Origin of the sequence: Staphylococcus sp. CWZ226 (genome assembly GCF_018986355.1) — a bacterium.
GTDB classification, from domain to species: Bacteria; Bacillota; Bacilli; order Staphylococcales; family Staphylococcaceae; genus Staphylococcus; species Staphylococcus simulans.
In genome coordinates, this window is sequence record NZ_JAHMSB010000001.1 from 308,888 (window position 1) to 330,130 (window position 21,243).

General features: G+C 35.9%; 21 protein-coding genes and 1 riboswitch. Of the genes, 7 read left to right on the plus strand and 14 right to left on the minus strand.

The window, feature by feature from the left end:
- Positions 1-2 precede the first annotated feature (2 nt).
- Genes mgtE through KRR19_RS01525 form a run of 5 tightly spaced genes read right to left on the minus strand, consistent with a single transcriptional unit; the run spans position 3 to position 4,098 of the window.
- A complete protein-coding gene (gene mgtE, locus KRR19_RS01505; RefSeq protein WP_216733405.1) occupies positions 3-1,385 on the minus strand; it encodes a magnesium transporter in 1,383 nt (460 codons plus the stop codon).
- A 20-nt stretch (positions 1,386-1,405) separates the two neighbouring features.
- Positions 1,406-2,284 carry an RluA family pseudouridine synthase gene (locus tag KRR19_RS01510; RefSeq protein WP_023015811.1) on the minus strand — a complete coding sequence of 293 codons (879 nt, stop codon included), beginning with the start codon at positions 2,282-2,284 and terminating at the stop codon, positions 1,406-1,408.
- Entirely contained in the window at positions 2,281-3,090 is an 810-nt protein-coding gene (locus tag KRR19_RS01515) for an NAD kinase (RefSeq protein ID WP_057510806.1), read from the minus strand. Before KRR19_RS01515 ends, KRR19_RS01510 begins: the two co-directional genes overlap by 4 nt.
- Positions 3,091-3,098: 8 nt before the next feature.
- Complete coding sequence (gene yjbM / locus KRR19_RS01520) at positions 3,099-3,734, minus strand: GTP diphosphokinase (protein ID WP_002480404.1); 636 nt, start codon at positions 3,732-3,734, stop codon at positions 3,099-3,101.
- Positions 3,735-3,750: 16 nt separating this feature from the next.
- Positions 3,751-4,098, minus strand: a complete 348-nt coding sequence (locus tag KRR19_RS01525; RefSeq protein WP_002480403.1) for a UPF0738 family protein — start codon at positions 4,096-4,098, stop codon at positions 3,751-3,753.
- A 154-nt stretch (positions 4,099-4,252) separates the two neighbouring features.
- On the opposite strand from KRR19_RS01525, the gene KRR19_RS01530 reads away from it, so the two are divergent.
- From KRR19_RS01530 to KRR19_RS01550, 5 genes are all read left to right on the plus strand, one after another.
- Positions 4,253-4,825: a CYTH domain-containing protein gene (locus KRR19_RS01530; RefSeq protein ID WP_156666999.1), complete on the plus strand. Its 573-nt coding sequence runs from the start codon at positions 4,253-4,255 to the stop codon at positions 4,823-4,825.
- A gap of 102 nt (positions 4,826-4,927) precedes the next feature.
- Positions 4,928-5,299: a truncated hemoglobin YjbI gene (locus tag KRR19_RS01535; RefSeq protein ID WP_002480401.1), complete on the plus strand. Its 372-nt coding sequence runs from the start codon at positions 4,928-4,930 to the stop codon at positions 5,297-5,299.
- A 15-nt stretch (positions 5,300-5,314) separates the two neighbouring features.
- A complete protein-coding gene (yjbH, locus tag KRR19_RS01540) occupies positions 5,315-6,100 on the plus strand; it encodes a protease adaptor protein YjbH (RefSeq protein ID WP_002480400.1) in 786 nt (261 codons plus the stop codon).
- A 237-nt stretch (positions 6,101-6,337) separates the two neighbouring features.
- Positions 6,338-7,504, plus strand: coding sequence for a C47 family peptidase (locus KRR19_RS01545; RefSeq protein ID WP_002481955.1), 1,167 nt, complete (start codon positions 6,338-6,340; stop codon positions 7,502-7,504).
- Between the two features lie 17 nt (positions 7,505-7,521).
- Positions 7,522-7,851 (plus strand): hypothetical protein, encoded by a 330-nt coding sequence (locus KRR19_RS01550; protein WP_002481954.1) that lies wholly within the window; start codon positions 7,522-7,524, stop codon positions 7,849-7,851.
- A gap of 342 nt (positions 7,852-8,193) precedes the next feature.
- On the opposite strand, the gene pepF is transcribed toward KRR19_RS01550, so the two are convergent.
- The 3 genes from pepF to spxA form a co-directional block, all read right to left on the minus strand.
- Positions 8,194-10,002: an oligoendopeptidase F gene (gene pepF, locus KRR19_RS01555; protein WP_216733406.1), complete on the minus strand. Its 1,809-nt coding sequence runs from the start codon at positions 10,000-10,002 to the stop codon at positions 8,194-8,196.
- 206 nt (positions 10,003-10,208) lie between these two features.
- A complete protein-coding gene (gene mecA, locus KRR19_RS01560) occupies positions 10,209-10,928 on the minus strand; it encodes an adaptor protein MecA (protein WP_156666998.1) in 720 nt (239 codons plus the stop codon).
- Positions 10,929-11,240: 312 nt separating this feature from the next.
- Positions 11,241-11,639: a transcriptional regulator SpxA gene (gene spxA / locus KRR19_RS01565; RefSeq protein ID WP_002481951.1), complete on the minus strand. Its 399-nt coding sequence runs from the start codon at positions 11,637-11,639 to the stop codon at positions 11,241-11,243.
- A 421-nt stretch (positions 11,640-12,060) separates the two neighbouring features.
- Between spxA and trpS the strand changes: the two genes are divergently transcribed.
- Both trpS and KRR19_RS01575 read left to right on the plus strand, forming a co-directional pair.
- Complete coding sequence (trpS, locus tag KRR19_RS01570; RefSeq protein ID WP_002481950.1) at positions 12,061-13,056, plus strand: tryptophan--tRNA ligase; 996 nt, start codon at positions 12,061-12,063, stop codon at positions 13,054-13,056.
- Positions 13,057-13,200: 144 nt separating this feature from the next.
- Entirely contained in the window at positions 13,201-13,488 is a 288-nt protein-coding gene (locus KRR19_RS01575; RefSeq protein WP_002481949.1) for a hypothetical protein, read from the plus strand.
- 65 nt (positions 13,489-13,553) lie between these two features.
- Here the strand turns inward: KRR19_RS01575 and thiC are convergent, their stop codons facing one another.
- The 6 genes from thiC to KRR19_RS01605 all read right to left on the minus strand — a co-directional run bounded on the left by thiC (position 13,554) and on the right by KRR19_RS01605 (position 21,239).
- Positions 13,554-15,299: a phosphomethylpyrimidine synthase ThiC gene (gene thiC / locus KRR19_RS01580; RefSeq protein ID WP_207021085.1), complete on the minus strand. Its 1,746-nt coding sequence runs from the start codon at positions 15,297-15,299 to the stop codon at positions 13,554-13,556.
- Between the two features lie 169 nt (positions 15,300-15,468).
- Positions 15,469-15,567: riboswitch (TPP riboswitch) on the minus strand.
- Positions 15,568-15,656: 89 nt separating this feature from the next.
- On the minus strand, positions 15,657-16,268 hold the full coding sequence (locus KRR19_RS12165; protein ID WP_057510793.1) for a GNAT family N-acetyltransferase: 612 nt from the start codon (positions 16,266-16,268) through the stop codon (positions 15,657-15,659).
- Positions 16,269-16,286: 18 nt separating this feature from the next.
- Positions 16,287-17,273 carry an MsnO8 family LLM class oxidoreductase gene (locus tag KRR19_RS01590; RefSeq protein WP_156666995.1) on the minus strand — a complete coding sequence of 329 codons (987 nt, stop codon included), beginning with the start codon at positions 17,271-17,273 and terminating at the stop codon, positions 16,287-16,289.
- 169 nt (positions 17,274-17,442) lie between these two features.
- Positions 17,443-19,110: a peptide ABC transporter substrate-binding protein gene (locus KRR19_RS01595; RefSeq protein ID WP_002481944.1), complete on the minus strand. Its 1,668-nt coding sequence runs from the start codon at positions 19,108-19,110 to the stop codon at positions 17,443-17,445.
- A gap of 13 nt (positions 19,111-19,123) precedes the next feature.
- Positions 19,124-20,167, minus strand: a complete 1,044-nt coding sequence (locus KRR19_RS01600; RefSeq protein ID WP_023015803.1) for an ABC transporter ATP-binding protein — start codon at positions 20,165-20,167, stop codon at positions 19,124-19,126.
- Positions 20,157-21,239 (minus strand): ABC transporter ATP-binding protein, encoded by a 1,083-nt coding sequence (locus tag KRR19_RS01605; RefSeq protein WP_002481942.1) that lies wholly within the window; start codon positions 21,237-21,239, stop codon positions 20,157-20,159. The genes KRR19_RS01600 and KRR19_RS01605 overlap by 11 nt, the downstream gene beginning before the upstream one ends.
- Positions 21,240-21,243: the final 4 nt, after the last annotated feature.

Below are 21,243 nucleotides of genomic sequence, written 5' to 3' on the forward strand. Positions count from 1 at the left end.
CCTTATGTGAGATATGACATAAATGATGTAGCTAATCCGAAGTAAATTAACATACTGATAATATCGTTGATTGTTGTGATAAATGGACCACTAGCTACAGCAGGGTCGATTTTCAGTTTCGTCATTATCAATGGAATGATTGAACCCATCATTGTACCGACTGTCATCGCAATCGTTAAACTGCCACCTACAATCAGTGCTAATAACGGTGTACCATATAAAATTACAATAATGGTAAAGAGTACGGTTGCACAGACTAAACCAGAGACAAAGCCAGAGCCCGCTTCTTTAAGCGTCACTTTGAACTTGCTTTGATTTTCAATCTCGCCAGTCGTGATATTACGTACAGACACCGCTAGGGACTGTGTCCCTGAGTTACCTGACATCCCGCTGATAATGGGAATAAAGGCCGCAAGTAATGCGACTTTTTCTAATGTTTCCTCGAATGACCCTAATATAGTTGCAGTTATCATACCTAAAAACGTCAAAATGAGCAACCAAGGCAGACGTTTTTTAGCTGTTTTAAAAATTGAATCGTCTGTTGAATCAATATCAGAGACACCGGCTAAACCAGAGTAGTCTTCTAATGCCTCTTCATCGATAACATCGACGATATCATCGATTGTGATTATACCCAGTAAATGGTCTTGATAATCTACAACCGGCATTGCGATAAAGTCATAGTCACGCATTCTTTGCGCAACATCTTCTTGGTCATCTGCCACGTTGACACTGACCACACGATTACTCATAATATCTTCAATATAAGCATCGTTTTCTGCGACAATCAAATCACGCAGAGATAAGACACCTACGAGATGTTTATCATCATCTACTGCAAAGATAACGTAAATCGTCTCAGCATCAGGTGCTTGTTCTTTAACCAGCATCAATGCTTCTTTAACAGGTGTAGTTGTCTTTAAAGAAATATACTCCGTCGTCATGATACCGCCGGCAGTATCTTCTTCATAATGCAGCAAGGCTTTGATTTCTTTCGCATCTTGCTGATCCATTAACGCTAATAAAGTAGCGACTTTACTTTTAGTCAAATGACTCATAATATCTACGGCGTTGTCATAAGACATGTCTTCTAAAATACGCGCCGCATAACTTGCTTTCATTTGTTCAAAGAGTTCATCGTACTCGTCATCATCTAACTCGAGTTGGTCGAAGAAACTCGCGACTTCTTTCGGTGATAAGAGATGATACATTTTCTGTCTGATTTCATCATCACTGTCTTCGAAGAATTCACTTTGTTCATACGTATGCATGGATAAGAATTCTTCTCTAAATGCATCAATATCATTATCTATTAAGAGCTGATCTAATAAATCTTTGTTATAGACTTCTGGCTCATCTACAAATTTATCATCTTCTTTTGCCAATTTGGCCTCCTCCTTACTTCTTAACTCTCTCTACAAAGCTGTTGAAAAAGGTCCTCAAGTGCTTTTTGCCTTACGCTATCCTTTAAAACTACCGATTTATGTGTCACAGGGTGGATAAACTTTAAATCCGTACATACAAGCGCTTGTCCTTGTATGGATGGGTGTGTGCCGCCGTATAAACTGTCTCCGACAAGTGGATGGTCTATATATTGAAAATGCACACGAATTTGATGAGTTCGTCCAGTATGCAGCTGCACGCGACTTAATGTAAAACGGTTACACGCTGAAAGGGTTTGGTAACTGGTTTTCGCATACTTGCCTGTTTCATTGACCTGACGTTCAATAATACTGTCAGATTTTCGTGCGATTGGCGCAATAATATCGCCTTCTCCAGATAATAATCCAAAACAAATGCATTGATATATTTTCTCCATTTTTACGTCAGACATTCTGTGATGAAAATGTCCATGTTTAGAAAACAATACGATGCCCTGTGTATTACGGTCTAGTCGTGTCACAATATGCGGCACGATAACCGTTTGACTACTATCTGGGTTTAAATATGCCAAAACTTGTTCAATCAAACTTTCATGCGGATGTTCTCTAGACGGCGCACAATTTTGATGTGCAGGTTTTGAAACGGCTAAATAATAATCATCTTCATATAAAACATCTAACGGTGCATGATAATAGATTAAATTCTGACTTGGTCTCTCTTCAGGCAGCACAACTTCTAACGTATCGCCTTCTGTCATTTGTTTTCGCACAGTTACAGGTTGCTTATTTACAAGTAAAGCGCCATTTTGTTTAATGGCACTTATCATTTTCTTTGAATAAAATTGTTCTTGTAAAAAAGTCTTTAATAAAACCGGTGTTTCAATGTCATAGTGAAATTTCATTCGTCTCTGCCGTCAGAAATAAATGAATCGTGGACGCGTTTCCAGAATGGAAATGGTCTGAAACGTGCAAATCGTACACGCTGTTTAGCTACACGATATTCAATACTTTCTACATTGTGATGTTTCGTTGTAACGTGGTCGATAGATGTCATAATCACGCGTTGATCGACTGGTGTAATCAGACAATAATGATGTTCTGGCATAACAATCGGTGAACCGACTGTACGGAACACACGGTTATTGATGGATGCAATTTCAGTCAATTGAATTGCGCGCAACGAAGGATGAATCAAAGCACCGCCAAGTGCTTTGTTGTAGGCAGTTGATCCTGAAGGAGTGGAAATACATAAACCGTCTCCTCTAAATCTTTCAAAGTGTTGTCCACGTAAATTAACATCTGCTACAAGTGTTGTATTATCTTCAGTTTTCATCGTTGCTTCATTCAGTGCGATATGATGTGAAGGTTCTTTGTCATCGTTGTAGTTCACAATAATATCGATTAAAGGATACTGAATGACTTCGTAATCTCCATCTGCAATTTCTTCTATTAATTTATCTACTTCATGCGGCAGCCAATCTGCATAAAATCCTAAATGCCCTGTATGTACACCGACAAATGCAGTTTCATTCACACGATGACAATATTGATGGAAGGCTTCTAATAAAGTTCCATCCCCGCCGACAGAAATAACAATTTCAGGTTCGTCGGCATCTTTAATCATATTGCTCGCTTCCATTTGTGCTTCCATATTTTCTTTGATGCTGTTTGATTTGTGGTCCCCTTTAGACACAATATAATAACGCATAAAGCACCTCACTCTTGATTATGTTTTTTCGCACGTTTTTTAGAATAGTAACGTTGTGCTTCTTGTATTTCGTCTTTGATCTCAGACATCTCTTCATCTAGTGAAAAGGCAGCTTCTGCCGCATTTTCTAAGCGTTTTTGAATTTCAGGAGGATAGTCTCCATCGTATTTATAACGTAAAGTATGCTCAATAGTCGCCCAAAAATTCATCGCTAGCGTTCTGATTTGAATTTCAGCTAATATCGAACGTTGCCCATCCAACGTTTCAATCGGATACTGAATAATCACATGATATGAACGGTAGCCGCTTTCTTTTGTATTGTTGATATAATCTCTTTCTTCAACAACTTTAAAGTCTCTGCGTTGTCTAAGCAGATTAACGACAACGGGTATATCATCCACAAACTGGCACATAATACGTAAACCAGCGATATCATACATTTCTTCATGCAGATGATCAAATGATATATCGCGCTCAGTCGCTTTTTCAATAATACTTGTTAACGGCTTCACACGTCCGGTTACAAATTCGATTGGCGACGCATCGGCTTCTAAATCATAAATTTTACGCAAACCTCTTAATTTTACTTTAAGTTCTTCAACTGCTTGTCTATAAGGTGCTAAAAATCGATCCCATTGATTCATTGCGATTCACTCCGCTTCACTCTAACTCAAACGTTTTTTCGACTTCCGCCACAAAATCCTTACCATAGTTTGAGTTCCCTTTGATATTACTTAAGATATAATCTAACTCTTGGTCAAATTGTTCTAATTTTAAATCGTCATTTACATAAATTGCTTTTCCCTTATTTTCATGAAGCATAGACCAAGTCTCTTGCACAAAGATAAGATAGGAATAGGATTGTCCATCATCAAGGATATGAGCAAACCCGTAATTGTCACTATCAACGAGCATTTGCCCTGCTTCAGTCAACCCTTCTGTCGATTTATCTGTATAGCAATAAATGCCATCATCTTTCACTTTTATTTCGTTCACATAAATACGCATAACCTAAATCCTCCTTGTGTTATTCCTACTTATTTTAACATATGTACATCACTCATTACACAACCTAAATGCTTTGTATCACGAAGCCTATAAATTGAAATACTTTCAAATAGTTTTCAAATCGTCCATAATATATAGTCACAGAGGTGAACTGATGACTATTAATCAAGAAATAGAATATAAGCAACTACTGACACATAATCAATACGAAGCATTAAGAAATAGATATTTTAATACATTAAAACCTTTTACGCAAAAAAATCATTATATTGATACACCGGGTTTCGCTTTAGCTGAGCATTTGATGGCACTCAGAATTCGTGAAATTGATGACACGTATGAAATGACATTAAAAGTACCTGCTAAAGTAGGTTTAACTGAATATAATCACATGACTGAAGTCGTGCCAAAACAAGACATGCATCTTACACCTGACAAACTGCCAGATCCGATTCATTCTGTCTTACAAGAAACAGGTATAGATGTTACACAACTTTATGTATTAGGGGCATTAACGACCCACCGCATGGAGACAGAGATTGATGAAGGTCTCCTTGTACTAGATCATAGCGAATACCTTGGTACTGAGGATTTCGAGCTTGAATTTGAAGTGGAACAACCCGAAGAAGGTTTGAAGAAGTTTCAAGAAATCTTACAAGATTTCAATATTCAATCGTATATTCCTAAAAATAAAGTCGCTCGCTTTTTTGAAGTAAAAAACAAATAATCATTAAGCACAATTCGGTAGCACTCAGTCAAAAGTCGTATTACTTTTAATTGTAAAAATTCATGTTATATTAGATATATATTAAAGAAACAGGGTGAGAAAATGGCTTTGACACCTTACGAAGTAATAGGCCAAGAACGTCTATATCACATGATAGATTACTTTTATTCTCTTGTTGAACAAGATGAAAGAATCAACCACCTCTTCCCTGGTGATTTTGCGGAAACCAGTCGAAAACAAAAACAATTTTTAACGCAGTTTCTAGGAGGCCCAGCACTTTATACTGAAGAACATGGCCATCCGATGTTAAAAATGAGACATATGGATTTTCGCATAACAACCTTTGAACGAGATGCTTGGTTAGAAAATATGAATAAAGCGATTCAACATGCAGAGCTGCCTGCGGGTGTTGATGAATACCTATATGAAAGATTGCGATTGACCGCAAATCATATGGTTAATTCTGAAAATTAATTGTAGGTGAATGAGATGTCTGAAGAGTTAAAGTTAATATGTAATCATAGACAAGATGAAATGAACCTTTCACCTGTGAGCAAGATAGAAATTTATTCTTTCTTCGATCCGTTTGATGAAGATTGTTTTAAACTATCCGCAATACTATCTAAATTAAGAGTTGAATATAAACAATATATCCGTATTCGTCATATATTAAACCCATCCTTACGCATACTGACGAAGTGCCAAGCTCAAAGTAGTTCTGAAAACGATAATATCGCATTGGCATATAAAGCTGCTGAACTTCAAGGGCGTGCACGTGCAGAACGTTTTATTCATTTAATGCAAAATGAAATTATACCGAAACGTGATATTATCACTGAAAATATGATTGAAGCGTCTGCGAAGAATGCAGGTTTGGATTATGACGTATTCAAAGAAGATTTAAAGAGTGGAAAGCTCACTGAAAGTCTGAAAGTCGACTTGCATATTGCGAGAGAAATGGAAGTCGATCATGCACCTTCTCTTGTCTTTTTCAATGAAGATGTAACCGAAGAAGGTTTAAAAGTCGAAGGCTTATATCCTTACCACATTTATACTTATATCATTAATGAATTAATGGGCACACCTATAGAAAAGGAATTACCGCCTAAACTTGAAACGTATATTCAAGAACAGCAATTCGTTACACTAGAAGAGTTACTAACAATCTATGAATGGCCGAAAAAATTGCTGCAAAAAGAATTGAAAAAACTAGCTTTACAACAAAAAATCGAAAAATTAAGCAGTCCAGAAGGAGAATTCTGGAAAGCTAAATAATAGCTCGAGTGGAACACTTGTCATTGCGACAAGTGTTTTTTTATTTTATTAAAACCCGCACAACCCAATCATATTCAATTGTTTTCATTTAATAAAATTATCAATTATTCTTATCACAAACTAGAAACCGATAGTAATATCAAATACTTAAAAACTACCCTATTTTTTAAATTCTTTTATGTTATATTAAAAATGAGATATTTCACAAATCAATTTTATTGAATGGAGGAATAGCAATTGAATATAGCAAAAACATTTTTCAAAACTGCTTCCATGTTGCTGCTTGCAGCCATCATGGTCATCAGCGGTGCATTGTCATACGTCACACAACAAACAACTACCGCAAATGCTTCATCCGATTCACTTAAAATTAAAGTTGATAACACCGATGTTCCGGGTCAAGCAAAACAAGAAGCGAAACAACACTTCTCAAGTTATGCACAAGCCCTTTCTCAAATTGATCGTTCCGGTAATAACGGAGAATTCAAACTCGGTCACTCCTTTAAAATCTACAAATTCAATGGCCAAGAGGACGGCAACTTCTACTACCCTGTTATGCAAGGCGACACAATTAAGTATATCCTCACTGTAACGCCTAAGAGTGAAAATGACGTACACGCAAATAAAAATAATGCCAACTATAGTGTGCGTATTTCAAAATTCATCTCTGACGAATTAAATCAATATCGCCAAAACAATACCCCTATTACAATATTCACAAATAAAGACGGTTACTACATTGAACATGACAAACGTTTAGATCTAGTCATGCAAACAAAATTACCAGATGATAAAACAAAACCGTCAACACCTGCAGTTCCGAATTTAGAATTAAAACAAACCGTTAATGCGACACAAACAGAAGCTACACACAGCAGTGTTGCGACTAAATATGTCAACTTACTACCTAACTTCCAAATTCGTGAACAACAAGGCAACAATGGTTGGTGTGCAGGTTATACAATGGCTGCATTATTAAACGCTACTAAAAACACAAGCCAATATAGAGCACAAGACGTTATGCATCAAATCCACCCTGGACTATCTGGTCAAGCATTCCAATTCACTGGTTTGACTGCAGATGAAATGATTCAATACGGCCGTGCTCAAGGTAAAAATACATCTTATTATAATGGAATGCCAAGTTTTAATATGGTAGACCAATATACTAAGGACAATAAGGGTATAGCAATACTAGGAAAACAAATTGAAGCGACTCAAGGTATGCATGCTGGACATGCAATGGCAGTTGTAGGTAACGCAGTTACTGCAGATAACCAACAAGTCATTGTATTCTGGAATCCTTGGGATCGTGATTATTCATTACAACCAGCAGACAGTAACGTGATTCCTGTGTCTAATGGTGACCATTACCACTGGTACGGTTCTGTTGTTGGTTTCTAAAAGGACGGATAGCTAATATGGAAACAACTAGTATTAATGTGAAATATCTCAACTCGTTATCTGATTCAGAAGAAACGCTGTTAAATCATTTTCAAGGAGAGTGGCTAAGTCAAGACGATACCCTCTCTTTAGATATACGTATACTTTATTCAATCCCAAGCACTTTAGAAGATGTTTATGAAATTAAATCTATCAGTACAACAGATGACGAAATCGCCTTAACGCCGACATCTGACTCAGATTTTGTCATTTGTTTAAAGAAAAAGGATTTACAACACGTCAGCTATCAAGTGATCAACGCTGATCGTATGGGCAGTTCTCAGCCTTACATTTTAGAAAAAGGTTAATCCTTATCTAAAATACATCTCTCTACACCTATCGCGCAATAAACAAGGCGCCGGCAGTTTCATGGTAACCCCTACCATGACTGCCGGCGCTTTTCTATATGTATCTATAAAACTTTAAAATTCACTTTATTAAATTTATGCATAAAAAAACGCCGTGTCTGAATACACGGCGCTAAACAAAGGGGATGGGAGAAATTTTTCACTTCAAACAAAGGGGTATGTTTGTTATGTGATTAATTTCATGATCATAATATACCACGTGCCAAACCCTATTTCAAGGCGCTTAACCCATGAAAACGTTTTTGTCACAAACTTGTCATATTGTAAACGATTTCACAAACTTTACGCTTTAATTAGTTTTTCAAATTCATCTAATTTTTGTTCAAACATTTTACATGCTTGTTCGATTGGTTCTGGTGTTGTCATATCTACACCTGCATTTTTTAAGATTTCAATCGGATAATTAGAGCTTCCTTTTTTCAAGAATTCATTGATATAACGATCTACTGCAGGTTTACCTTCATTTAAGATTTGATAACTTAAACTTTGTGCTGCACTGTAACCTGTCGCATATTGATAAACATAATAATTCATATAGAAGTGCGGAATACGTGACCATTCTTTACTGATATCTTCATCAGTTTCTACAATATCACCGAAGTATTCACGATTTAATTTCGCATATTCTTCATTCATGCGATTTGCAGTTAGTGGTTCCCCTGCTTCTTCAATTTGGTGAATTTTATGCTCGAACTCTGCGAACATTGTTTGACGGAATAATGTCGCACGGAAACGTTCTAATTCTTGGTTTAATAAGAGCAATCTGCGCTCATCATCTAAATTTTTCTCCATATAATCACTCAACAATGCTTCGTTTGTTGTAGAAGCAACTTCTGCGACGAAGATTGAGTAATCACTGTGATTAGATGGTTGGAATTTTCTGCTGAAGTAGCTATGCGTTGAGTGACCAAACTCATGAATCAATGTAAATAAGGCTGAGACTGTATCTGACCAGTTCAATAAGATGAATGGGTTTGTTAAATGTGCACCTGAAGAATAACCGCCTGAGCGTTTACCTTTGTTTTCATACACATCGACCCAACGATTATTTAAACCTTCTTTAACGACATCTAAATATTCATTACCCATTGGTTCTAAAGCTTTTAACATCCATTCCACAGCTTCATCATAAGGCATTTCAAATTTGATATCTTTCACTAATGGTGTGTAGAGGTCATACATTTTCATATCTTCTAAACCTAAAACATCTTTACGTAATTGAGTGTAACGATGTAATAATGGCAGATATTTGTGTACAGTTTTAACTAAGTTATCATAAACTGCTTCAGGAATATGGTTGTTGCTTAAAGCTTTTTCACGAGCAGTTTTATAATTGTGTGTACGCGCATTGAACACATGTTTTTTCACTTCACCTGTTAATGTCGCCGCTAAAGTATTGTTGTAAGCACCATAAGCTTTATATAAGTTTCTGAATGCTGAACGACGAAGTTCACGATCATCAGATTCTAAATATTTAATAAACGTACCTTGAGTTAATGGGTGTTTATTACCATCTTTATCTACCGCATCTTCAAATTCTAAATCTGCGTTACTGAACATACCATATACGTTAGATGGTGTTGATAAAGCATCTTGCGCTTCTGTTAATAATTTTTCTTTATCTGCACTTAAGACATGCGGACGTTCTTCATTGATTAATTTTAAATCAAAGGCATAACGTTCTAAGTCTTTATTTTCATCGATGAATTTTTGAATTGTCTCTTCATCAATTTGTAATATTTCAGGCACTAAGAAACTCCAGCTTGAGCTTAATTTAATCGCAAGTTGATGCGCACGAGCTTCATAGCCAGTATATTTATCGTTGCCTGTATCTTGGTCTTGTTTTAAGTGTGCATAGACATAGACCTTTTCAAGTTCAGTTTCAATTTTATCTTCTAAAGCTAATGCTTCATATAGCGTTTCAGCGCTGTCACCTAAGTGCCCTTTGAATTTCTCTTCAGCACCTAAATAGCCTTCTACTTCTTTAAACGCTGCTTCAAATGCTTCATCGCTTTCAAAGATTGTTGTTAGATCCCAAGTATACTCAGGATATTTTTGTTCTTGTTGCTCTCTTGTTAATTGTTGACTCATAAAAAAAGCCTCCTCTTATGCTAATGTCAATACTTAGATTTTCTCATTATTTCGTTTATTTTGCACGTCATTACCTCTATTAACTTGTATAGAAGAAACAATACAAATTCAAAACAAAACTTCTACACCTCAACGTTGTCATTCCATTTCCCAGGAAATAGAAAAAACCTGTCCAACAAGGACAGGTTTAATCAATTAAATTTATATTATGCTTCTGTTGTATCGTTAAAGAAACGACGTACTTGTGCAGTTACATTATGGCTCATAATGATTTTACCGTAGTCATTTAAATAAACTTCAGAATGATCACTTGGCGTTGCAAATTCTAACAATTGACTGTAGAAGTCATTGATTGTTTCTTCTACTACGCTGTCATCAAAATGAATTGCATAATAATAATCGTTATTCAACATATATAATAAATCTTCAAAGTCATCAGTTGGTTGATTATGGTGATGTGCATAATCAATGACAGATTCTAAATCTTCAAATTTAACAATAACTAAACGACCATTAGTACGACGTGGTTGTTGGAAACGATCTCTTGCTTGAGAGCGATTTGAACGTGATTGCTGTTTTTGTTCAGCTTCTTCATGCTCTTCTTCGAAAGTCTGTTCAAGCAATTCGTTTAATTGACGATCGAATTCACTGTTCATACTATCATCATTTAAGTTCATCATTTCTTCGTTTTTAGATTTAGAAATAGTGACTTCCACACCTTTTTCAAAAGCATGTACTTGAATCCATAATGGACCTTCAACTACAAAGTCTTCTTCTTCATTGATTTCTTCCATCATTGACCAGAAGAATTCTTCACCACGTTGACGGTTTGTCCATAAGTCTTCTCTTTTGAAACCTCTTGCTTCAATGTCACCATACGTTATGAAAAGTTTAACAGTTGTATCATCTACGCGCTCTATTCTCATATCATCTCACTCCTTACAGTCGATGAATAGCAATATCTAGACTTTAGACAAACTTTTCTAGAGTCTAGGCAGCGTCTACTTTGTCGACAACCTAGAATAGTACCCATATTGTATAAAAACGGTGTGCAAATTACAATTTATTTGTTTATAAAGGCATAACTGCTCTACCGTTGGCCTATTATAATAACATATTCCCTGAAAACACTCTATAAAAACTACTTATATCAGTAGTTGATCTTTTTTATTACATGCAAAAAGCCACAGTACTTTTGCACTGCAGCCCCTCACATTCATTTAATTGGATTTTAAATCCTATAAGTCTACCATACGTTGCGCTTCTTGTAGTTGGAACGTACGCACTTTTCTTGGTAAGAAACGACGAATTTCATCTTCGTTATAACCAACTTGTAAACGTTTTTCATCTAAGATAATCGGACGGCGTAATAAGCCTGGGTTATCTTGAATAATTGTATATAATTCTTGTAGTGGTAATGAATCAATGTCCACGTTTAGTTTTTGATATGTTTTAGAACGAGTTGAAATAATTTCGTCTGTTCCGTCTTCTGTCATTTTTAAGATTTGTTTAATTTCATCAATTGTTAAGTGTTCTGAAAAAATGTTACGCTCCGTATACGGAATGTCATGTTCTTGTAACCATGCTTTCGCTTTACGGCAAGATGTGCAGCTTGGTGATGTGAATAGTGTTACCATACATCTCACTCTCCTATTTATCATGAATTAAATTCATTGATTTTGTTGATTTAGTTAAGGAATTTATCTAAAATCAAAACGCAGTACTCATCTATGTCCAAATAACTCGTGTTACTTTCAACTTAAACTTTGTCTACACGTTAAAATTTCCTTCTCTTAACTCTATGATTAAAGTATACCCTTTCAACATTAAAATTAAATGAGAAAAAAGGGATTATTTATAGAAAATTTAAAACATACCGAATTCTTGAGATCGAATAGCTAAAATGACGATAGCTTTTCAATATTTTGAATATAAAATGCCACACGGGTATGAGGTTAAAAATTTAGCTACATCTATATTTTAACACACATTACAAATATTTAAAATACTGCTATAATGAAACCATTACTATATTACGTAAGAAAGTGGGCATCTTAAATGGAAACTCTATTTTCAGGAATTCAACCAAGTGGAATTCCAACATTAGGCAACTACATCGGTGCACTTAAACAATTCAGTGAAGTCCAAGATGATTATAATTGTTTCTTCTGCATCGTAGATCAACATGCGATTACAGTACCGCAGGACAGACTGAAATTGCGTGAGCGCATCCGTCAATTAGCCGCAATTTACTTAGCATCAGGAATCGACCCAGAAAAATCAACATTATTTATTCAATCAGAGGTTCCTGCACACGTTCAAGCAGGATGGATGCTGACAACTATTTCTTCTGTAGGCGAATTAGAACGTATGACACAATTCAAAGATAAATCATCTAAACAAACAGAAGGTATCCCTGCTGGTCTTTTAACTTATCCGCCACTTATGGCAGCTGATATCGTACTTTACAATACGAATATCGTACCTGTCGGCGAAGACCAAAAACAACATCTTGAATTAACAAGAAATCTTGTAGACCGCTTCAACAGCCGCTACAACGATGTCTTAGTAAAACCAGAAGTACGTATGCCGAAAATCGGTGGTCGTGTCATGAGTCTGCAAGACCCTACTAAAAAAATGAGTAAAAGTGATGATAATACGAAAAACTACATCTCTTTATTAGATAATCCAAATACAGCAGCTAAAAAAATCAAAAGTGCTGTAACTGACTCAGATGGTATCATTAAATATGACAAAGATAATAAACCAGGTATCAGCAATCTTCTTTCTATTTATTCAAGCCTAACTGACGAATCATTCTCAGACCTTGAAAAACGTTATGAAGGTAAAGGCTATGGTGACTTTAAAGGTGATTTAGCAGAAGTCGTTAAAAACTTCTTAACAGAATTCCAAGAACGCTATAACGATTACTACCATTCAGATAAACTAGATGAAATCTTAGATCTTGGTCGAGACAAAGCTATTAAAGCTTCTTCACGTACATTACAAAAAATGGAAAACGCGATGGGCTTAGGTCGTAAACGCAAAAGATAAATAGTATTTTAAGCCGTATATTCTTCTCTTGAGTATACGGTTTCTATTTGCCTCTTTTTAAACCTTGAACAATCTAAATAGTAATACCTCTATTAACTTAAATGTTATATAATAACGATATAAGATGAATGAGAGGTGTAGCACATGCTTTCTACAATAATAAGAACAGTAGCTTGTATCGCAGCAACGATTTATGTGGGGTATAGTCTTTTTGTACATTACGATATGGTTATTAACACAATTTTATTTATTGGTTCCTTTATCGTTTTTGCATTCTTTGTGGGTGTTTCATTGATTAAAAACGGTAACCTTCCGTTCTTTCATAATGCTCAACAACGTGCTGAATCTATCGGTACGAATTACTTTTGGATTTACGCGAGTTTGACTTTTTATATCGGTACAGTTTTTATTGCGGTTTTCCATGCGCTATAAGTAAAAAACAGCACCAGTACATTAATTTTCTTGTACTGGTGCTATCTTTATTAGTTTGCTTCTAATTATTGATAAATCTTACTGCCTTGTTCTACGAAATCTTTCGCTTTTTCTTTCATCGCATCTTGTCTTTCTTGCTCATCAAAATGATGTTGACGTAAATCATGAGAAATACGCATTGAACAGAATTTAGGTCCGCACATACTACAGAAGTGTGCAACTTTTGCTGACTCTTTTGGTAAGGTTTCATCATGATATTCACGCGCACGCTCTGGATCTAAAGATAAATTGAATTGGTCAATCCAACGGAATTCAAAACGTGCTTTACTAATTGCATCATCACGTTCTGATGCACCTTTCAAGCCTTTCGCTAAATCTGCTGCATGTGCTGCAATTTTATAAGTAATTACACCTTCACGTACATCGTCTTTATTTGGTAAACCTAAATGTTCTTTAGGTGTAACATAACAAAGCATTGCGGTACCATGACTTGCGATTTGTGCTGCTCCGATGGCAGATGTGATATGGTCATAAGCTGGTGCGATATCTGTTGTAAGTGGTCCTAATGTATAGAACGGTGCTTCTTTACAGTAAAAATCTGCTAAATCTTGGTTTTCTTTGATTTTATGCATTGGAATATGTCCTGGACCTTCAATCATAACTTGAACATCATGTTTCCAAGCGATATCTGTTAATTCACCTAATGTTTTTAATTCTGAAATTTGGCTTTCATCGTTCGCATCATAAATTGAACCTGGTCTTAATCCATCTCCTAAAGAGACCGCAATATCATAACGATTTAAGATTTCACAAATATCATCAAAGTGTTCATATAAGAAGCTTTCTTCGTGATGCGCTAAACACCATTGCGCCATAATAGAACCTCCACGGGAAACAATGCCTGTTAAACGATCAACAGTTAATGGAACATAACGTAGTAATACACCTGCATGGATAGTAAAGTAGTCTACACCTTGTTCTGCTTGTTCAATTAATGTGTCACGATAGATTTCCCATGTTAAATCTTCCGCAATACCATTCACTTTTTCCAATGCTTGATAAATTGGAACTGTACCTACAGGAACAGGTGAATTTCTTAATAAATATTCACGTGTCGCATGAATGTTTTTACCTGTAGATAAATCCATAATTGTATCTGCACCCCAGTGTGTAGCCCATACTAATTTTTCAATTTCCGCTTCAATCGATGAAGACACTGCAGAATTACCGATATTCGCATTAATTTTTACTTGAAAGTTTTTACCAATAATCATCGGTTCAGATTCAGGATGGTTCACGTTATTAGGAATAATTGCGCGACCTCTCGCAATTTCATCTCTGACAAATTCTGGTTCCACACCTTCACGTGCAGCCACAAATTTCATTTCTTTTGTGATAATACCTTGTTTTGCATAATACATTTGTGTCACACGTTTACCTTCTTGCGCACGTTTAGGCTGATATTTAAATGGCGTTTCAACGAATTTATGATGACCTTCTTTTTTAAAGCCATTATCAATCGATTGCACCTTACGTCCTTCATATGCTTCTACATCTTCACGCGCTTCAATCCAGTTAGAACGTAATTTCGGAATACCTTTTTGGACGTCTACATCATAACCTTCTTCGTGATATACACCCGCTGTATCATACACTGTAAGAGGTTCGTTCTTTTGTGTGCTGTAATCTGTCACCGTATCACTGAGTTCAATTTCACGAAACGGCACACGAATATCTTCATCTGCCCCTTGTTTAAAGACACGTCTGCTTGCTGGAAAACCTTTTTTCAATTCAATTTCTTCTTGTTTCATAAAATAATTCCTCCCTGCATCATTGCTAGGAGGCCTATAAAACATCAAGACAAGACAAATAAGAAAACGCATTCATAATTTTATGAATGCGTAAGGATTTTATACATATACAACTAAAAATAAACATATCTCTATGTCCATCTATCGTCATATTGAATTTCTGTTTCTTAATCATCTATGTACGCTTCCCTACGCTAGTACTAACTAGATCAGGTTCAAAGGGTTGATGGTATATCTTTCAGCCATTTCGGCACCCCTAGCAATGAGATATTTAATTTACATTTTTATACTAACATTCAACAATCTATTATACAAGTCAATGTGCGGTATCACATTTTAAAAGTCATAGTTATGTTATTAAGTTAAGTGTTTTCTCATTCTATTTAATGTAATCATTGAGGCCTTTGCTTCACCCACTTTTTCATAACCTAACTTTTGATATAAGGCATTTGCTTTGTAATTGATTTGATTTACAGTTAGCGAAATCTTATTAAATCCTGCTGCTTTAGCTTTATGTTCCGCTTCTTCTAACAAAGCTTGTCCGACACCTCTACGTTGAAACTCGGATGAAACAGATAACATACTGACATGATACTCATCATCTTCACCCTCTTGCATACGAATTAATGACAAGATAGATTGATAATAATTCAAAATATGCGGAAACACAAAAATGTGTTTTAACAAAGCAATTTGAATGACTGTCGAAACTAAACTTCGTTCTAAGTCACGATATGGCATACATGTCATCAACCCTGCTACTTTATCATTAATCGTTGCTTGAAGTGTAAGTTCATAGCTGAAGCGATTCTTTTTCTTGCGATACATTTTCTGCATATAGTGTTCAATTAATCGGTCATTCTGACTCCCTAACATCGCATGACACATATCACCAATCGCGACATAGCTTAAATGTCCAGCTTGATCAAAATCACGTGATGCTGAAGTTATTTTTATAGTATCATTCACGCGTAGCGCTCCTTTTTTCTAGTTTGCTGGTGCAAGTTGTCTTACTGTATTCATTCGCAATTTATGATTTGGAATCGGCATGTGCAACATCCACTCATCAATCATATGCTTCCTATTAATTTCACCTAACTTGCTTTGGACTTCTTCCTTATTCCCACTAATAATATGCATACGTTTTTCTGTCACTTCAAATGTTTCATCAGTTTGTGATAAATAATCATCAACTTGTGCTTTAGTATTTAAAACCGTGCGTCTGCCATCTTTAGAAATCAATTCAAAATGACGTTGTGAAAATCGAAATGGTAATTGATTATCACCAACTGCTGTAACCATAGCGGGTATACTTACAATAAAGCGTCCTTCTGGGAAGCGTGATTTATAAGCCTCTAAAGCCTCCTCTAGCGCTTCTTGTTCAGCGTTAATAAAGAATGCATAGATGACACCAACTTTAGCTTCTGCAGCTTGTATTACTGAATTTAAACTCGTGCCCAGTAAATATACAGGTACACTTGAGGTCTCACTTTGACGTTTGGCCGTTTTTAATCCTGCGTATTTAGATGTATTATCAAAATTTTGAGTGTTCAAGCGATTCAATATCTCAAATTTCTCATCAAATGAAAAGTAGTGCTCTTTCAACTCTTCTTTTAAGATTTCAATTACCTTAGGATATCCTCCTGGTGCTTTTCCTACCGCCAAATCTACACGATGGTTAGATAATTCATCCATTAAATGAAACTGTTCGATTATTTTAAGCGGATGATAATGCTGCAACATAACACCACCAGAACCTATGCGTAGATTTTTAGTTTGATTCAATAAATGCATCGTTAAGATTTCTGGAGATGTTCCAATCACATCTTTCAAATTATGATGTTCTGCGACTAAATAACGTGTATATCCTAATTGATCTGCAAGTTGCGCAAGTTCTATCGTTTGTTTTAAAGCTTCTTGTGACGTTTGATTTTTAGTAATGGGCGTTTGGTCTAATATACTGACCGGCAACATATAACCCTCTCCTGTTCTTGTCTCTCTTACTTGTCATGCTAGGGTTAAGCGTACATAAAGTCAAAGACTACGATTTTCTTAAATTATGCATAAAGAAAAACACGGCCAAAACTGACCGTGTTTCAATATTTAAATCCCCTTATTGTGTGAAAAATTATCCCTTTGTTTATTACTCTTTGTCTTTCTTTTTCTTACCTGTTTCTCTATCGATACTCTTATCGATATAAGCGTGTTTTAATGTAGTTTCACCACCGATTTGGTGATACACAATCCCTTTCAGTTGTGGATTACGTAAACTAGCAGCACCTTGTTGGTAAATCGGCGCAACTGGTGCTTCTCCTAACATTAACTCTTCCGCTTCTCTTAATTTATCGATACGTTTTTCTGGTTGTTTTAATAAAGAACTGTTTGCTTCTTTCAGCATATTATCATATTCTTTACTACTCCAGTCAGTATTGTTTTGCGCGTTACCAGTTGTCATCGTATCTAAGAATGTCATTGGGTCTGGATAGTCAGGCCCCCAACCTGAAAGTGACATAGAATAGTTCATTGTTAACTCTGCTGTAACACGCTGTTTGAATGGTAATTGTTTAATATTAACTGTGACACCAGGTAAGTTCTTTTCAATTTGCGACTTAATAAATTGCGCTGAAATTTTAGAACTTGGTGTATCTTCAGTATTTAATGTGAATGTGAATTCATCCTTGCCTAAAGCTTTTTTCGCTTTCTCAAGATGAGCTTTGGCTTCTTTTGGATTAAACTTAAGGGGTGATTTTACAGTCGTCGCATAATCTTTGCCGTCAGGTAATAAAGCTGTCTTTTTCGCTGTAAAGCCATCAAATGGTTTAGAACCATCTCCTAAAACATTATCTACGTATGCTTTTTTATTAATAGATTGTGCTACTGCATAACGCATATCTTTGTTTTTGAATTCTTTTTGTTCTTTTTCATTGAGTTTCAAGAAGAACGTTGAAGCTTTTAAGCGTTTAAAGAGTGCGGGACTATCTTTATATTTTTCCACTTGTTCTGATGTAATACCAGTATTATCTACAGAACCAGTGTCATATAATGATGCACCTGCTTGTTGGTCTTTTAAAACCTTAAAGCTGATTTTATCAAGCTTGACTGCTTTTTTATCCCAATACTTGTCGTTCTTTTTCATTAAAATTTTGTCTTCAACTTTCCAGTCTGTTAATTCAAAAGGTCCGTTATAGACAGCTTTATCAGCAGTTGTTCCATATTTTTTACCATACTTTTTCGCAACTTTTTCATTTTGCGGCATGTATGTACCAAACGCAAGCATTTGGTCGAAATAAGGTAATGGCTTAGTTAATTCAATTTGAAGTGTATGTTTATCTAAAGCTTTAACGCCTAATTTATCCGGAGACATTTTGCCTTCGTTAATCTTTTGTGCGTTCTTCAAGTCATACATAATATATGCATACTCAGAAGCCGTTTCAGGTTTAAGTGCCTTTTTCCATGCAAACACAAAGTCATTCGCAGTTACTGGATCACCATTAGACCATTTTGCATCTTTTCTCATTTCAATTGTTAAAGTTTTACCGCCATTACTTTTCTTCGGCATTTTTTTAGCAATTGCTGGAATCGCTTGGTCTTTTTCATCTAATGAATATAGCCCTTCATAAACTTGATTATAAACATTAAATGAAACTGTATCTGTCGCAAGCACTGTATCTAGTGTACTCATATCTTGTGATAATACTGAACGATAAACTTGCCCTTTATCATCATAAATACCGCCGCCTTGACTGCACCCACTGAGTATGAGGGCTGCTGCAGCAAGCATCATGGCTAATGAAATTAATTTTTTCTTCATCGCTTTATCCCCCTTACACTGTTTGTTGTAATCTTTGTTTTAATTCTTGCGCTTCCTCATCTGTCACAAAGACATAATGTCCTGGATTGATTTCTTGTAATGAACGTTCATCATTCTTTTCAGCATCTTCTTTATAGACAATACGTGTTCTTGTACGTTCACTTTCAGGATCTGGTTGAGGTACTGCTGATAGCAAAGATTGTGTGTAAGGATGTAAAGGATGATTATAGATTTCATCCGCAGTCCCTAATTCTACAATTTTACCGAAATGCATAACCGCAATTCTATCTGAAATATACTTCACCATAGATAGGTCATGGGCAATGAATAAGAAAGTAATACCTTTCTCACGTTGAAGTTTCAACAATAAGTTGACCACTTGTGCTTGAATTGAAACGTCTAGCGCTGAAATCGGTTCATCTGCGATGATGAATTCTGGTTCAACTGCCAAAGCACGTGCAATACCGATACGTTGTCTTTGTCCACCAGAGAACTCATGCGGATAACGGTTTGCGTGTTCTTTATTTAAACCTACTGTTTCTAATAAGTCATATACGCGTTTTTTACGATCTTTCGTATTCTTTGCTAATTTATGAATATCAATACCTTCTGCAACGATATCCATCACTTTTAATCTCGGGTTCAATGAAGCGTATGGATCTTGGAAAATCATTTGGATTTTCTTATTGAATTTCAACATATCTTTACGCTTTTTAATATCTTGTATGTTAACCCCTTCGTAATAAACTTCTCCAGCTGTCGCATCATTCAACTTAATTAAGGCTTTACCAGTGGTTGACTTCCCGCAACCAGATTCTCCTACTAAGCCGAATGTTTCCCCTTTGAATATCTTGAATGAGATACCTTCAACAGCACGAACTTCATTACGCTTTCCGACATTAAAGTATTGTTTTAAGTTATTAACTTCAAGCAACACTTCTTGTGACGGTTCTTGATGACGTTGTTCAGCTGTTTCCCTTTGTTCTTGTTCAATATTTTTTTGTTGCTCTAGCGCTGTATTTGATTCGTTAAATTTTTGTTCACGATTATCCTTCATTGAACGCCACCCCCTCTTGTCGTTGTGGTTTATCAAACTTATTCGCCATTTTTCTTTGGCGTTGTTTCACAAGCTCTGGCGGTTCAACTTTCGGCGCTCTTTCATCTAACAACCATGATTTCACAAAGTGTGTCGGTGATACTTTGAACCATGGCGGCTCTTCTTCAAAGTCGATATCTAATGCATATTGACTTCGTGGTGCGAATGCATCTCCTTTTGGTGGGTGCAGTAAGTCTGGCGGTGTTCCTGGGATTGCTGTTAATTCAATATCATTACCTGTTTCTAAGTCAGGCATTGAAGATAACAGTCCCCAAGTATATGGATGTTGAGGGTCATAGAATATTTCATCAATTTCTCCTCTTTCAATCATTTGTCCACCGTACATAACTGCAACACGGTCTGCGATATTTGCGACGACACCTAAGTCATGCGTAATGAAAATAATTGATGTATCAATTTTTTGTTGCAGACGTTTCATCAAGTCTAAAATTTGTGCTTGCATTGTCACGTCTAATGCTGTTGTCGGTTCATCTGCGATTAATACTTTTGGTTCACATGCGAGTGCTGTCGCAATGACAATACGTTGTCTTTGCCCACCTGAGAATTGGTGAGGATAAGCTTTAAAGCGTTGTTTCGCGTTTGGTAAACCTACCATTTCTAAAATCTCTAGCGCACGTTTTTTTGCTTGTGATTTACTATAGTTACGATGTTTAATCAGAGGTTCCATCACTTGTTTACCTATTTGCATCGTTGGATTTAACGACGTCATCGGATCTTGGAAAATCATAGAGATGTCTTTACCTCTTAATTTGATTAATTCTTTTTCAGGTTTTTGTGCTAAGTCTTCACCTAAGAATAAAATTTCGCCTTTTTTAATTCGGCCAGCATCTCCTTGGAAGAGTTTTGTCAGTGCTTTCGTTGTCACTGATTTACCAGAACCTGATTCACCTACAATCGCAAGGGTTTCTCCCTTTCTCAAATAAAAGTCTACACCACGTACAGCTTGCACTTCTCCAGCATCAATATCAAAGGAGACATGCAAGTCGTTTACTTCTAATATTTTATCTGACATCCTT